General features: G+C 37.2%; 13 protein-coding genes. 1 reads left to right on the top strand and 12 read right to left on the bottom strand.

All coding sequences use genetic code 11. The features are described from left to right. Window positions 1-121 precede the first annotated feature (121 nt). The 12 genes from QNH24_RS23825 to putP form a co-directional block, all read right to left on the bottom strand. Entirely contained in the window at window positions 122-436 is a 315-nt protein-coding gene (locus QNH24_RS23825) for an antibiotic biosynthesis monooxygenase family protein (protein WP_283869840.1), read from the bottom strand. A gap of 1 nt (window position 437) precedes the next feature. Continuing rightward, complete coding sequence (locus QNH24_RS23830; protein ID WP_283869841.1) at window positions 438-1,445, bottom strand: siderophore ABC transporter substrate-binding protein; 1,008 nt, start codon at window positions 1,443-1,445, stop codon at window positions 438-440. A 63-nt stretch (window positions 1,446-1,508) separates the two neighbouring features. Further along, the gene (locus QNH24_RS23835; RefSeq protein WP_283869842.1) at window positions 1,509-2,270 is read right to left on the bottom strand and encodes an iron ABC transporter ATP-binding protein; all 762 of its coding nucleotides are present in this window, start codon (window positions 2,268-2,270) and stop codon (window positions 1,509-1,511) included. Continuing rightward, the gene (locus tag QNH24_RS23840; protein WP_283869843.1) at window positions 2,267-3,220 is read right to left on the bottom strand and encodes an iron chelate uptake ABC transporter family permease subunit; all 954 of its coding nucleotides are present in this window, start codon (window positions 3,218-3,220) and stop codon (window positions 2,267-2,269) included. Before QNH24_RS23840 ends, QNH24_RS23835 begins: the two co-directional genes overlap by 4 nt. Then, window positions 3,213-4,163, bottom strand: coding sequence for an ABC transporter permease (locus QNH24_RS23845; RefSeq protein ID WP_283869844.1), 951 nt, complete (start codon window positions 4,161-4,163; stop codon window positions 3,213-3,215). Before QNH24_RS23845 ends, QNH24_RS23840 begins: the two co-directional genes overlap by 8 nt. A gap of 288 nt (window positions 4,164-4,451) precedes the next feature. Beyond that, the gene (locus QNH24_RS23850; RefSeq protein ID WP_283869845.1) at window positions 4,452-5,504 is read right to left on the bottom strand and encodes a YkvI family membrane protein; all 1,053 of its coding nucleotides are present in this window, start codon (window positions 5,502-5,504) and stop codon (window positions 4,452-4,454) included. Between the two features lie 98 nt (window positions 5,505-5,602). Beyond that, entirely contained in the window at window positions 5,603-6,709 is a 1,107-nt protein-coding gene (gene menC, locus QNH24_RS23855) for an o-succinylbenzoate synthase (RefSeq protein WP_283869846.1), read from the bottom strand. 22 nt (window positions 6,710-6,731) lie between these two features. Then, entirely contained in the window at window positions 6,732-7,556 is an 825-nt protein-coding gene (locus QNH24_RS23860; RefSeq protein WP_283869847.1) for a GNAT family N-acetyltransferase, read from the bottom strand. Further along, window positions 7,556-8,701 (bottom strand): M20 peptidase aminoacylase family protein, encoded by a 1,146-nt coding sequence (locus QNH24_RS23865; protein ID WP_283869848.1) that lies wholly within the window; start codon window positions 8,699-8,701, stop codon window positions 7,556-7,558. The genes QNH24_RS23860 and QNH24_RS23865 overlap by 1 nt, the downstream gene beginning before the upstream one ends. 276 nt (window positions 8,702-8,977) lie before the next feature. Continuing rightward, window positions 8,978-10,465, bottom strand: a complete 1,488-nt coding sequence (locus QNH24_RS23870; protein ID WP_283869849.1) for a peptide MFS transporter — start codon at window positions 10,463-10,465, stop codon at window positions 8,978-8,980. Between the two features lie 381 nt (window positions 10,466-10,846). Continuing rightward, entirely contained in the window at window positions 10,847-12,130 is a 1,284-nt protein-coding gene (gene hflX / locus QNH24_RS23875; RefSeq protein WP_283869850.1) for a GTPase HflX, read from the bottom strand. Between the two features lie 124 nt (window positions 12,131-12,254). Then, window positions 12,255-13,739: a sodium/proline symporter PutP gene (gene putP / locus QNH24_RS23880; RefSeq protein ID WP_283869851.1), complete on the bottom strand. Its 1,485-nt coding sequence runs from the start codon at window positions 13,737-13,739 to the stop codon at window positions 12,255-12,257. Window positions 13,740-13,898: 159 nt separating this feature from the next. On the opposite strand from putP, the gene QNH24_RS23885 reads away from it, so the two are divergent. Beyond that, on the top strand, window positions 13,899-15,059 hold the full coding sequence (locus QNH24_RS23885; protein WP_283869852.1) for a class I SAM-dependent methyltransferase: 1,161 nt from the start codon (window positions 13,899-13,901) through the stop codon (window positions 15,057-15,059). Window positions 15,060-15,075: the final 16 nt, after the last annotated feature.

A 15,075-nucleotide genomic window follows, 5' to 3' on the forward strand; every position in this document is an offset into this window, starting at 1 on the left:
ATCCATTAATAATCCGCAAATCCCTCGCTCACTTATCAGTCTTTTGGAAGGTTTCTAATTGCCTTCCTTCTCCTCTTTTACATCAAAAAAAGGTGCCTCAAATTGAGACACCTTAACTTTATTATCCTTTTACATAGTAAACTTCTTGTCCGCTTTCAATAACGTGTTCAGGCTTCGGCTTGCCTGCGCTTGCCTTGTGACCTGCAATATGCTCGGGACTCTTCTCCCAATTTTTCCATGCTTCCTCTGATTCCCACCGAACCATGATTAGCACTTCCTCATCACCACGGCGCACTTTTTTAACAAGTACCTGCTTATCAACAAAGCCAGGTTGCTGCTCAAGAAGCGATGGCCCGTCTGGCTTAGCACCAAAACGTTCCACAACCTTATTCGAATTTCCTTCCGTCACTACGATACGTTTAATTTGTACAAACATATTAATTAAACGCCTTTAAGACATCTTCAACTTTTTGTGTTTCAGAAGTTAATCCACCACCTGATAAATACCATACTTGAGGATCAAGGTAGAAGATTTTGCTATTTTTCGCTGCATTAGTAGCACTAACGATTTCGTTTTCAATTGCAGCTTTTGTACCTGACTCACCTTCTGGGTTTACTGCAGCGTCACGGTCAACTACAAATAAAATATCTGGGTTTGTATCACGAATATATTCAAAGCTTACATTGTCACCATGAGTATCAACTTTAATGTTTTCATCAGCAGCTTTTACACCAAATACATCATGAATCACACCAAAGCGTGAACCAGGACCATATGCAGATAATGAGCCTTCAGAGCCTAAAACAATTAAAGCTTTCTCTTCTGATGTAGTAGTTTTCGCTTTTAATTCTTCTACTTTAGCTTGATATGCAGCAAATGCATCAGCAGCTTCTTTTTCCTTACCAAAGATTTTACCAGCTAATTCAGTATTCGTTTTGAATGATTCTACAAAATTAGCGTTATCAACACCAACAAATACTGTAGGCGCGATTTTAGAAAGTTCCTCGTAAGCTGAAGCTTGACGACCAGAAATGAAAATAATATCAGGAGCCATTGAAGAAATCGCTTCGAAATCAGGCTCTTTTAATGAACCAACATTTACATAAGTTGTATCAGTATATTTGCTTAAATAGCTAGGAACAGATTGTTGAGGAATACCTGCAACTTCTACTCCTAAAGCATCTAAAGTATCAAGGAAACCGTAATCAAATACTACAATGTTTTTTGGTTGTTCCTTAAGTGTTACTTCTTTAAATGTGCTTTCTCCGCTTGTACTACCTGGGATTGTAATTGGATATGCTGAGGCTTCTTCTTTTTGTTCTTCAGCTGGTTTATCAGTTGTTGTACCTTTATCATCTTCTTTATCTTCTTCCTTAGAACTACAAGCAGCTAATACTAATAGCATCATTGCCATTAATATAGTAAGTAATTTCCAATTTTTCATTGTAAAATTGCTCCTTTAAAATTAAAATTTATAGTTTGATGATGGTTGAACCATCTATTACTACTAAGAGTTAAAATACACACAAATACGACAGCCATTCTGTTCTTGAACAGGGATATCCATATCATAGATTTCCTTCAATGCATCCGAGTTAATGATGTCATTTGTTGGTCCGTCTTTTACAACACGCCCATTTTTTAAGGCTACGATATGATCGGAATATACGGATGCAAAGTTAATATCATGCAATACAATAACAACCGTTTTACCTAGCTCATCAACTAGCTTTCGTAAAATTTTCATGATTTGCACAGAGTGCTTCATATCTAAATTGTTAAGTGGTTCATCAAGCAGGATATAGTCTGTATCCTGAGCTATAACCATAGCAATAAAAGCACGCTGACGTTGACCACCTGATAATTCATCCAAATAATTGTGCTGCATATCTTCTAAATTCATATATTGAATAGCTTCATCTACCTTCAGCTCATCTTCTGGCTTTAAATTTCCTTTTGAATAAGGGAAACGGCCAAATGACACAAGCTCACGAATAGTTAGACGTACATTCATATAGTTTGATTGCTTCAAAATAGAAACACGCTTTGCAAAGTCATCTGATTTCCAACGACGTACATCTGATTTATCGAGTAATACTTCTCCAGTATCTGCATTTAGTAAACGGCTTACCATTGAAAGTAATGTTGATTTACCTGCACCATTTGGTCCAATAAATGACGTAATTTTCCCTGGGGCAACGTCCACACTGACATCTTGAATGACCGGTTTTTTACCAAAAAACTTGGAGAGTTCCTTTACTTGGATCATCCTGCTGACCTACTTTCCTTCAATAATAAGTAGATGAAGTACACGCCACCTACAAAGTTAATAATAACGCTAAGTGTTGTATCAAAGTTGAAAATTCGTTCAACCATCCACTGACCACCGACCAAAGCAACAATACTCATCACACAAGAACCTGCTATTAACACAGAGTGCTTGTACGTTTTGAAAAATTGATAAGATAAATTCGCTACGATTAAACCAAAGAATGTAATGGGTCCAACAAGAGCAGTAGATACTGCAATTAATACTGAGGACAGTATAAGCATGCGTTGTACAAGCTTATCGTATGGCACTCCTAAGTTGATAGCTGTATCACGACCAAGAGACATTACGTCTAATTGGCTCATATGTCGCCACCCATAGATAAAGGCAACGATAATTGCAATAGCTGCAAGCCACACTAAATCCGAATTCACATTATTGAAGCTTGCAAACATTTTACTTTGTAAGCTTAAAAATTCATTCGGATCAATTAAAACTTGGAAGAACGTTGTCACACTTCCTAAAAAAGTTCCTACTATCATACCGACAAGCAGTAAAAAGTAAATTGGACGCTTTCCCTCTTTGAACAATACACGATAGAAAAGTAATGCAAAGACAACCATTGCTGAAACAGCAAGTAAAAAATTGTATTGAGCGCTAATCACAAATATCGACATTGAACCAAAGAAATAATAGATAAATGTTTGAACCATCATATATAACGCATCGAGTCCCATTACACTTGGCGTTAAAATACGATTATGTGTAATTGTTTGAAAAACCACAGTAGAATATGCAATAGCTATTCCTGTTAACGACATCGCTACGACTTTAATGAGGCGGCGAGGGAACGCATAATGATAGTTTCCATTTAGTTCATGAAATACATACAGTAAGATAGAAGCTACTGCAAGACCAATTAAAATCAACATCTTTGTATGGTTACGCATATGCTTTCCCCCTAAACAACATAATTAGGAAGATCGCACTTCCGATGACACCAACTGTCATACTAATTGGAATTTCATAAGGGTAAATCAGCACACGCCCTAAAATGTCGCATAATAGTAAGAACGACATCCCTAGCAAAGCAGTATGAGGCAATGTTTTTGCAAGATTATCCCCCTTGAACAGCGAAATGATATTTGGAATGATTAACCCAAGGAAAGGAATCACACCAACAGTAAGCACCACTGTTGTTGAAATAAGGGCTACTAACACTAAACCAAAATTCACAACAAACTTGTAGGAAAGACCAAGATTTTTAGCAAAATCCTCACCCATACCAGCGACTGTGAAACGGTTTGCATAAATGTAAGCAAAAATCAGCACGGGTACACTTATGTATAAAAGTTCATAACGACCTTTCATCATTAATGAGAAATCTCCTTGTAACCATGCAGAAATGTTTTGGATAATATCTGCCTTATACGCAAAGAATGTCGTAATAGACGAAAGAATATTCCCAAACATCAAGCCAATAAGCGGTATAAAGATTGCATCTTTAAATTTAATCCGATTTAATATTTGCATAAATAATAGTGTGCCGGCTAGAGCAAATATGAAAGCGAAGGAAATTTTTTGAAAGTACGTGACATTTGTAAAAAACATCATCGAAATCAGCACACCCAACTTTGTAGCATCTAAAGTACCTGCAGTTGTGGGTGACACAAACTTATTCCTACTTAAGCTTTGCATAATTAAACCAGCAATACTCATACCTGCACCAGCCAGTAAAATTGCTACAAGCCTAGGTACACGACTAATTAAAAATAGTCTAGTTTCTTCTGATTGGAAGTCTAATAGATCACTCGGTTTAATATTCACTACTCCGATAAACAGTGACACAATCGACAACACTACAGTTGCTGTTAAAAGATATCTTATTTTCATTGTAATCCCCGGTAGATTCATTTTAGCTCGTAATCCATTCTCTAGTGAAAATGATTATCATTACTCACGATTCCAATTATAAGTGTGTTTTCATTCTCAGTCAACCTATAAATGAGAATTGTTCTCGTTTTTACTAGAATCCTTTAAAAACGAGCAGAAATAACAAAATAGCAACACTTTCTACTATTACGTAAATTGAAAATATTCACTTATTCTTCAAATTTCTTATACAAAGGAAAAAGGTAATTGAGAATATAATATTTTATCTTTCCTCAATCACCTTTTTAATTAAGCAATACGTTGATTTCTTTTTAGCCATGCAAAAATAATAAAAATGACTAACATAAAACCTACATATCCCATAACAGCATATAGCTTTGCCACAAGCGTCGTAAATCCGGCGAGGCTTGCAAAAAAACCTAAGATGCCAATAATGACGCTCGCAACCTTAAAACTGGGTTTGCTAGGTTTAAAAAAACGAACCATAAAGGAATAAAACATTCCTACGGCAGTATTATAAATCATTCCTAATAAAGAAAAGGACATTAGAAGACCAGCGAATGGATGAATTTCATTTGCCAATGCTAGCATCGGTATGTCTAATCCTACTATGACATTCATTTTAGCAAGAAGGGAAAGATTAATTAGCAATATTAAAGCTCCAAGCAAAATCCCACCTATAATGCCCCCCATACCTGCAACCTTCTCATTTCGAATAGCACCACACATTACTGTTAATAGGGAAAAACAAACACCTATATTAAAAGACATATAAAGTAATGCCGTCATCCACCAGCTTTTTGAGCTTACTCGTGCCTGCTGTGCAATCACAGACTGCTCAACGAAGGTTAAATCCATTGTGGCTAATGAATAGACTGCTATTATGGATACAATAATTAGCAAATAAGGGGTAGCTATCGCAATAATGTTGATGATGCTTTTGACATTCATCATGACTGTTGCGATCGTAAGAACAATCATGCAAATACTTCCTAGCCAAACAGGTAGCCCAAACATTTGCTGTAATGTGGCACCCGCTCCAGCAAACATAATAACCGCCACACCAAATAGGAAGAGTGACAGTAAATAATCCATCACAAATCCCATAGATTGCCCTGATATTTGATAAATCAAATCCTTATGTGATGTTGTACGATATCTTGAGCTAATTTGAGCAATGCACATACCAACTAAGGCAAACCCAAAAGTAGCAAGAAATGCACCGTAAATTCCTTTATAGCCATAGCTCGTAAAATATAGTACGATCTCCTGTCCTGATGCAAATCCTGCACCGACGATAATCCCTACATAGGCACCACCGATTTGCAAGCTTTTCTTCAAACAGTCCTCTCCTCGTTTATGATGTTAAATCACTAAGAGATGCATATCACAAAAAAATATGGAATTTAGAGGGAAAATCGGCCAACCCCCTACTCTAATTATTGGTAAACTTTCTTGCAAAGTGTCAACTTCTCAATTACTTTCATATTAGGAGAATACCCTATTCCTATAGCCTGCGGCACACTTATATAGCCGTTTTCCACAATCACTTCAGGAAAAATAATGTCCTCATACCAATAATGACTAGAACCCGCAGTATCTCCAGGCAATATAAAATTGCTAAGTGATGTTAATGCTATATTATGTGCTCGTCCGATTCCTGCCTCTAGCATGCCACCACACCAAACTGGAATATTATTCTCTTTACATAGATCATGGATTCGCTTGGCTTCGGTTAATCCGCCAACTCGTCCTATCTTGATATTTATAACACCACAGCTACCAAGCTCTATTGCCTTGCGGGCATCCTCATAGCAGGTGATACTTTCGTCTAAGCAAATAGGTGTTGTTATTTTCCCTTGCAGCTTAGCATGATCCACAATATCATCTACAGCTAATGGCTGCTCTATCATTAATAAATTATATGCATCAAGCTGCTGCAATACATCTAAATCATTTAATGAATAGGCTGAATTAGCGTCTACCATCAACGGGAGATCAGGCATCTCAGAACGAATAGCACGTACCACCTCCACATCATGGCCCGGCTTAATTTTCACTTTCACTCGTTTATAACCCTTCTTAAGATGATTCTGTATAACAGTGAGTAAAACTTCCTTTGAAGGCTGAATTCCCACACTAACTCCTACCTCTATTCGCTCCTTTTTACCGCCTAAGGCTCTAGCCAATGATTGATTTGTTTGTTGCGCGTATATATCCCATACAGCACCTTCAATTGAGGCCTTTGCCATGCAGTTACGGCGAATCGAGGAAAATAAAGTACTAACCTCATCTGGATGCCCAATCTCTTTATGTAACAAGATAGGTATCAAAAAGTCCTCCAGCATATGCCATGTTGTTTTTAATGTTTCCTCTGTATACCAAGGTGCTACAAAGGCAACTGCTTCTCCCCATCCTATCGTGCCTGATTGATCTTTAGCTTCTATTAGTAGCAATTCTTTGTCGTGAATGGTACCAAAGCTCGTTGCAAAAGGCGCTTTCATTGGCATTTTTATATGTCTAACAATAATTTCCTTTAGTTTCACGCATATTCACTCCTTAACCTTATTATAAAGCTAATAAGGAGCGTCTTACTAACAGATAGCTATGCACATATTCCTTGTGCTTTTTCATTCTTACAATGGCATAATCTTGTTCAAATAATGTTGTTAAGATTGTACGAACTTTATAACGCCAGTCCTCTGCAAGCTTAGGGCTTTCCACTTTCATCTTTTGTAAAAATTGAGGGATAGGTAATAAATAAGCATCTTTATAAAAGGATTGCTCTTGCTGGAATGTACCATCGATATCTAGTACTGGTAAGCCATCCACTGTCAATGACCACGCTACAACTTCTTCAGCTCCCTCTTCCAGCTCATCCAAACTATCCTCTACTCGGTCACGCTCAATCCACCATTCTACAACAATTCGATCTGAAGGCAGCCCCTCGTTAAAATCATCTTGGAGCTGACCATAATAATCATTTTCATACTGATAACTAAAAGCATTCAATTTCAAAAATGACAAATTAGCCATACGCGCTTCCAATGGTTCAAATAGCCATTGCACAAGCTGAAACCCATGATCCCTTGCATATTCCTGTTGTGCGTGCTTTAATAATTCTCCTACGCCTTGTTCACGATATGATTTCTCCACTCCAATCATGTGTGAGTGCAAATACATTATCCCTTCACGATAGCCTACAAAACAATAGTTAAAGCCAATAAGCTTTTCCTCTAAATAAGCTCCAAGTACTAGTCCACCATTTTGGACTGCTGCCAATAATTGATGTGAGGGGATAGCCTGAGTTCCCCAAATCTCTGCATTTAAACTCTGCACTTCTGCAATCTCAGTAGGTGTCATTATTTTTTGAATTCGCACTCTTTCTAACATTATGCCGATGCCTCCTTTGTATTCCCCGACTCCAAAGCTAACAATACCGCTCTTGTCAGAATTTCAACTCCCGTTACAAGTCTTGCCTGTTTAAATCTCATCTTTGGATGATGCAACCCTGGGGTTAATCCACAGCCTAAACCGAGCATACTTGTTTTTAAATGGGGGCGTTGCACTGCATAGTGATGAAAATCCTCGCCACCTGGGGTATGAACTGGCTTTCTTAAATTCGACAATCCGGTCGCTTGGACGATCGCCTGTTCCATGATGTATTGAGCAGCAGGGTCTACCTCAGCTGCGACTATATTTGCAACTGTTCTTAATTCAATTTGTACTTTATGCAAGATTTTAGAGGAGTCAATCACCCGTTTTACACCTTGAGCAAGTGCATCCATGACATCATTTTTCTGCGCGCGAATATCAATCGTAAAGGATGCATTCCCCGGAATAATATTGCCAGATTCACCTCCCGCGTGGAATTTAGTCATTTTGATGGACACTGGAACCATTGGATCGGTATGAATGGTTCTTAAATCTTCAATAATTGTTGCTCCTACCTCAATAGCATTTACACCAAGATGTGGTCTTGCTGCATGTGCATCTTCACCAATAATTTCTCCCTCCATTAATCGTGAGGCACCATGATACAATGCAGCACAATATGTACCATCTTCAAGTTCATGCACTGGTCTTACATGGACACCGAATAAAAAGTCTAAATCATCAATAACTCCCTCCTTTAGAACAGATAAAGCACCTGTTCCTTTTTCTTCAGCGGGCTGGAATATTACACGAATGGTACCCTTTAACGACTGAGCCTGCTCTTTTAACAGCAACAGAGCACCAATAGCCATCGTCATATGTCCATCGTGCCCACAGGAGTGATTTGCTCGAAAAACACCATCTACCTCCTGCCATAACGCATCTATGTCTGTTCGCAAGCCAACCTTGGGACTGCCTTTTCCTACGTCAACATAAAGTCCTGTACTGTTTTTAAAGCGTATAGGTGAAAATCCTTCATTTGTTAATAAATCAAAAATATAATTGGTGGTTTCAACCTCATGCCAGCTTACTTCTGGGTTTGCATGTAAATATGTGAAAATTCCCATTAATCTTGGCCTCAAACGATCCAATGCTTCCTTCACAGCAACCAGCCCCCTTTAATTTTCATACTAGTAAGATTATTATAACTAAAAAAAAATCTTTTCATAGAAGCTTATACCCACATTTAGCAAATAAAACGATAGCGACAGCTCTTTCCTATCAGTCACTTTATGTGTTTTATCCTCCACTTTGATACTTCTATCCTTCACTTCTGCCTCTCTTTTAATCATTTCATTCATTCTATCCATCCAGTTTTAAAATCAATAAAAAAAGATGTAAGTACAGCCATCGATTAAACTGTACTTACATCCTTTAATTTAGTTAATACCTCGCATAGCTTTTGAAATGATTGGCGAAAGTACTAATAAAATAATCCCGATAACAATTGATAAAGAACCTAAGAAGCCGAAATACGTGAATTCGCTTACAACTTCATATACCCTAACAAGTTGTGCATTAATCGCTTGCGCTGCGGCACTAGTTAAAAACCATAGAGACATTGTTTGTGCAGCGAATGCCTTTGGTGCTAATTTTGTCGTAGCTGACAACCCTACTGGTGATAACAAAAGCTCTCCGACAACGACTAAAAAGAAAGATAAGACTAACCACCATGGACTTACTAATGCTTCTCCACCTGATAAATATGCCGGAATCATCATTACTAGGAAGGATAGCCCTGCAAAGAATAAAGAATAGGCAAATTTTCGAGGAGTAGTTGGTTGTTTATCTCCCCATTTTAACCATAGCATTGCAAATAACGGAGCCATCGTAATAACGAATAATGGGTTTAATGATTGGAACCATGAAGATTGAATGTGAAAGCCACCAATATTCAACTGTGTACGCGAATCTGCGTATGTTGCTAAAATAGTAGCACCTTGTTCCTGAATTGCCCAAAACATAACTGCAGATAAAAACAATGGAATATAGGCAAGCAGACGAGATTTCTCATCCTGTGTTGTTTTTTTACTACGATACATGAAGAAAAAGAACAGCGTTGGAATGATAATTCCTAAAGCTGTAATGATTAAACTGAATACATTCATTGTCAGTACACCCGTTTTAATGCCGATTGCACCTAAAATGATAATAATTAATGCTGCCATACCGAATTGTGTAAAGACTTTTTTACGTTCTTCTGGCTTTAACGGATTATTGACTTGTAAGCCTGCTAACCCCAAATATTTTTTCTCTGTTAATTTATAAACAATTAAACCAATTAGCATACCTAACCCAGCAAAACCGAAGCCAAGGTGGAAATTATATTTTTGTCCAATTGTTCCGACAATAAATGGTGCAATGAATGCCCCCATGTTAATACCCATATAGAAAATTGAGAACCCTGCGTCACGACGGCTATCCGTTTCTGCATAAATATCGCCAACAATACTTGAAACGTTTGGCTTTAATAGGCCTGTCCCCATAACAATAAAGGCCATTGAAGTAAATAACATGGCTATACCACCTGGTAATGCTAGCAGTAAATGACCAACCATAATTAACACGCCACCATAAAAGATTGTTTTACGTGTACCTAACAGTCGATCGGCAATCCAGCCCCCAATGATCCCCGACATATATACGAGTGAACCATAAATAGCCATTATAGAGTTTGCTGTTCCACGATCTAAACCAAGTCCACCTTGGTTCAATTCATAATACATAAAGAAAATGAGAATTGCTCGCATACCATAGTAGGAGAATCGTTCCCAAAATTCTGTAAAAAATAATGTAAAGAGCCCTTTAGGGTGTCCAACAAAGCCATTTTGAGGGACGGATTTTACAATTTCATCTTTAGTAGACATAACAATATCCTCTCCCGATTTCATTATTCAACAAAAATATTATTACCCATTATCATGAATAAAAAACTTTGTTTCATCATACTAAAGCGTTTTAAAAACTTTATCAAGAGTTTTAAAAAATGTTGAAAATTTATCATTTTTCTATAATTTCAGACTTATTTTTATATAATAATATTAAATCCTTTGATATATCTAAGTTTTCTTACTCTTTCATTACAATAAAACTATAAATAGCTATTAAATTATTCTAAAATACTTTATAGTCAGACTATTCATAGTTTTAACATATATACTAGGATTATCCACAAAACATTTCGAACGTAGCCATGAAAAAAAGCATGCTAGAAATACATCCAGCATGCTTTTACATCAGTATGGCGATTAAATTACGTATCCCTCATATTTCGTATAATCAGCTTCCTTGACTTCAAGGGTAAGCAGTGTTCCATTTTCTTCATATTCTGTGTCATAGACAGAAGCATGTTCATTTAAATAGGACACAATATTCCCTTGTTCATAAGGTATGAGCATTTTACACGTCACATAGTTAGCGAAAATATGTTGTCGTATCAAATGTAGTAATTCCTCTAATCCAACTCCCTGCTTTGCAGAGATCCAAATATTATCTCCACTTACAACTGGGTATGGAACGTTTGCCAAATCAGCTTTATTGTAAACATAAATCGTTGGTATTCCTTCAACACCCACAGCTTTAAGTGTTTCATTCGTTACCTCCATCATAAAACCATGCTCTGCATTTGATACATCTACCACATGTAGCAATAAATCTGCATCACGCGCTTCCTCCAACGTAGAACGGAACGCCTTTACTAAATGATGTGGCAATTTACTAACAAACCCAACAGTATCTGTTAATAAAAAATTCTTTCTATCAGGTAGTTCTATTTGACGGACAGATGTTTCAAGCGTAGCAAATAACATATCCTTTTCAAATACTTGTTTATGATCCTCCTGCCCGATTTTAGCGAGTAGTTGATTCATAATAGTGGATTTACCAGCATTTGTATAGCCAACAATAGAAACGACAGGGACAGCATTTTTGCGTCGTTGTTTACGCTGCGTCTCTCGTTGTTCCTTTACTTGCTCTAGTTCTTTCTTAATTTTAGCAATTTGATCCTCAATTTTTCGACGGTCTAGCTCTAATTTCGTTTCACCAGCTCCACGGTTTTTAAAGCCACCGCCTGTGCCACCCCCTTGGCGACTCAAAGAGGCATGTAAGCCAACTAATCGAGGCAGCATATATTGCAACTGCGCTAACTCTACTTGTAACTGTGATTCTCGTGTTTTAGCTCGGCGTCCAAAAATATCTAAAATTAACATTGTCCGATCAATGACCTTAGTCTCCAAATCACGCTCTAAATTACGAATTTGTGAAGGAGACAATTCATCATTGAAAATGATTAAATTAGCATTTGCTTCATCATAAAAGCTTTTTATTTCTTGAATTTTGCCTGTGCCTACATAATGAGATGGCGTAATACGCTCTAAATTTTGAGTAATAACCCCTACTACCTCAACATTTAAAGCTTCTGCTAAATTTTTTAGCTCCTCCACTGAATAATCAAAATGCTCATCATTTCGTAAATTGACGCCAACTAATATGGCCTTTTCTAACAATATATCGACATCCTTGATTCTATTCATCCACAATCCTCCCACCAATACCTGGTGCTTCTTACGATAAATTTTCTTCATCTTACCATATAATGCCCTAAATCATGCCGTTTTTTTCATAGCAAAAAGCGCCCCTGTAAAAGGCGCATTTTGTTTATTTCTCTTGTTTTAGTAATTCTTCGGTACGTTCAAATTCCTCTTCTATTTCTTTGTTTGGTCTATATGTCAACATACTGACAATAACAGCAACAATTAAACAAACAACGAAGCCTGGTACAATTTCATACAGTGCACCACTTAAAACTTTAATCTTACCCCAAATAAAGGCTGTTGCAGCTCCTGCTACCATTCCACTTAACGCCCCGAAATTTGTTAGCTTTCTCCAGTATAATGAAAGCAATATAATGGGACCAAAAGCAGCACCAAAGCCAGCCCATGCGAAACCAACCAAGTCCAATATAGAACTTTCTGGATTCCAAGCTAAAATGGCGGCTACAATGGCTACAACTAAAACAGCAATACGCCCAACAAATACATAATGCTTATCCTCTGCTGTTTTATTAAATAATGCCTTATAAATATCTTCTACAAGTGCTGAAGAAGTAACAATTAATTGCGATGAAATTGTACTCATTACCGCAGCTAATATGGCGGCTAGCATAATCCCCGCAATAAAGGGATGAAATAGAATTTGACCAAGCACAATAAATACGGTTTCAGCATCTTTTAACTCACTAGCATTTTGGTCGAAATAGGCTACACCAACCAGCGCAGTCCCAATCGCACCAAATAGACTAAGCATCATCCAGCCAATACCAATACGTCGAGCCTGCTTCGTCTCTTTCACTGAGCTAATGGCCATAAAACGAACAATAATATGTGGCTGTCCAAAATAACCTAACCCCCATGCGAGCGAAGAAATAACTCCTGCTGCTGTTGCAGTTGCTGGCAATAAATTTAAATGCTCAGGATTTACCGCTTTAATAGATGCTATCGTATCCCCTAGACCCCCCGTTAAAAATAGACCAAATAATGGTACAGTTACGAGTGCCAAAAACATAATGAGTCCTTGTAAAAAATCGGTATAACTAACCGCTAAAAAACCCCCGAATAGTGTATAAGCTACAACAACTGCAGACACAATTAATAAACCTGTATGATAGTCAAAGCCAAATGAACTATCAAAAAACTTACCCCCTGCTACCATTCCCGATGATACATAAAATGTAAAAAATATTAAAATAATTATACCAGATGCAATTCTTATCAGCTTTGTTTGGTCACGTAAACGATTATCCAAATAACTTGGAATGGTGATGGAGTCATTTGTTACTTGTGTATAGACACGCAGTCGTGGAGCAACAATCAACCAATTCAAATAGGCTCCTACGGTTAACCCAATAGCAATCCAAGCCTCCACCAAACCAGATAAATAAATGGCTCCTGGCAAGCCCATTAAGAGCCAGCCTGACATATCCGCTGCTCCTGCACTAAGGGCTGTTACAGCAGGACCAAGTGATCGACCACCAAGCATATAATCTGTTAAATTGGACGTTTTAACGAATGCATACCAGCCGATTCCTAGCATTACTACCATATAAATAACAATCGCCAGTAATTGATACATGTTACCTGACATATTTTCTCCTCCTTGTGGCTTTTTCATCTATTCTACTTAAAGTAAATATTCCCATAAAATTACTTTTATGCATTTTGTATAACACTTAAAGTATCATCGCTCTATATAAATTGTGTTAAACTAGTGCCATCTATTACTGAATAAAGAAGGCGAAAAAGTATGATATTTGAAGAAATGAAAACTCAACTGACAGAGAGAATTTTACAGCAGCAACTTGTTACAGCGACCATTAGTCAACCACGAATGAAATCAAATGAAGTTAAGCGCATCAAGCTAAAGCCTATTTTGCTTAAGGAAGTTTATCATATACAAATTGAGTACCAATTTGAACGTATTTTAAAACATGAAAATGTCCCTCTAGAGGATTTTCCAGTAAGACTTGCATTATTTTTTAATGAATACCGTCAAGCGCATATGGATTTTATAGACGAAAAAGTACAAATTCAACTATCCAAAAAGAATAAAGTACTATGGAAATCAGATAAATCAGCCGCTCCCAAGCAAATTAATTTAGCGCATAATCGCCAAAAAAACTATCTTCTTAGAGAGGATCAACCATATCCATTTTTAATCCGTCTTGGCGTGCAATCAGAAGAAGGAAAAATTAAAAAACAAAAATATGATAAATTTAAACAAATTAATCGCTTTATTGAATTTATTGATGATGCCCTTGCTTATTTACCAAAGGATCGCCAGGTTCGTATTTTAGATTTTGGCTCTGGAAAATCCTATTTAACTTTTGCGCTTTACCATTATTTGAAAGTTGAAAAGGGTTTAGATATTCGTGTTACAGGCTTAGATTTGAAAAAAGAAGTCATTGAAGAATGTTCCAAAATCGCAAATGATTTAGGTTACGAGCAGCTTGAGTTTTTAGTAGGGGATATTAATGATTATAATAGTGAGTCAAATGTAGATATGGTTGTGACATTACACGCCTGTGATGTTGCCACAGATATGGCTTTAGCACGTGCTGTGAAATGGGGAGCAAGGGTTATTTTAAGCGTTCCTTGCTGTCAGCATGAATTAAATCGCCAATTAAATACACCAGCACTTGACATTATGCTTCAGCATGGGCTTTTACGCGAACGATTTGCTGCACTTGCTACCGATGCTATTCGAGCCGAAATATTATCTCTTGTTGGCTATGAGGCACAATTACTGGAGTTTATCGACATAGAAAATACACCAAAAAACATTCTTATCCGTGCTTATCACACAGGTAAAAAAACGAGCTCTGAGCAGCGTGCTCGTTACGATAATTTTTTAGCCTTACTAAATGCCCAGCCATTCTTAGCGAAAGAATTAGAAACATACTTATAATTTTGTATAGTTTAGT

Origin of the sequence: Lysinibacillus pakistanensis, assembly GCF_030123245.1 — a bacterium.
GTDB classification, from domain to species: Bacteria; Bacillota; Bacilli; order Bacillales_A; family Planococcaceae; genus Lysinibacillus; species Lysinibacillus pakistanensis.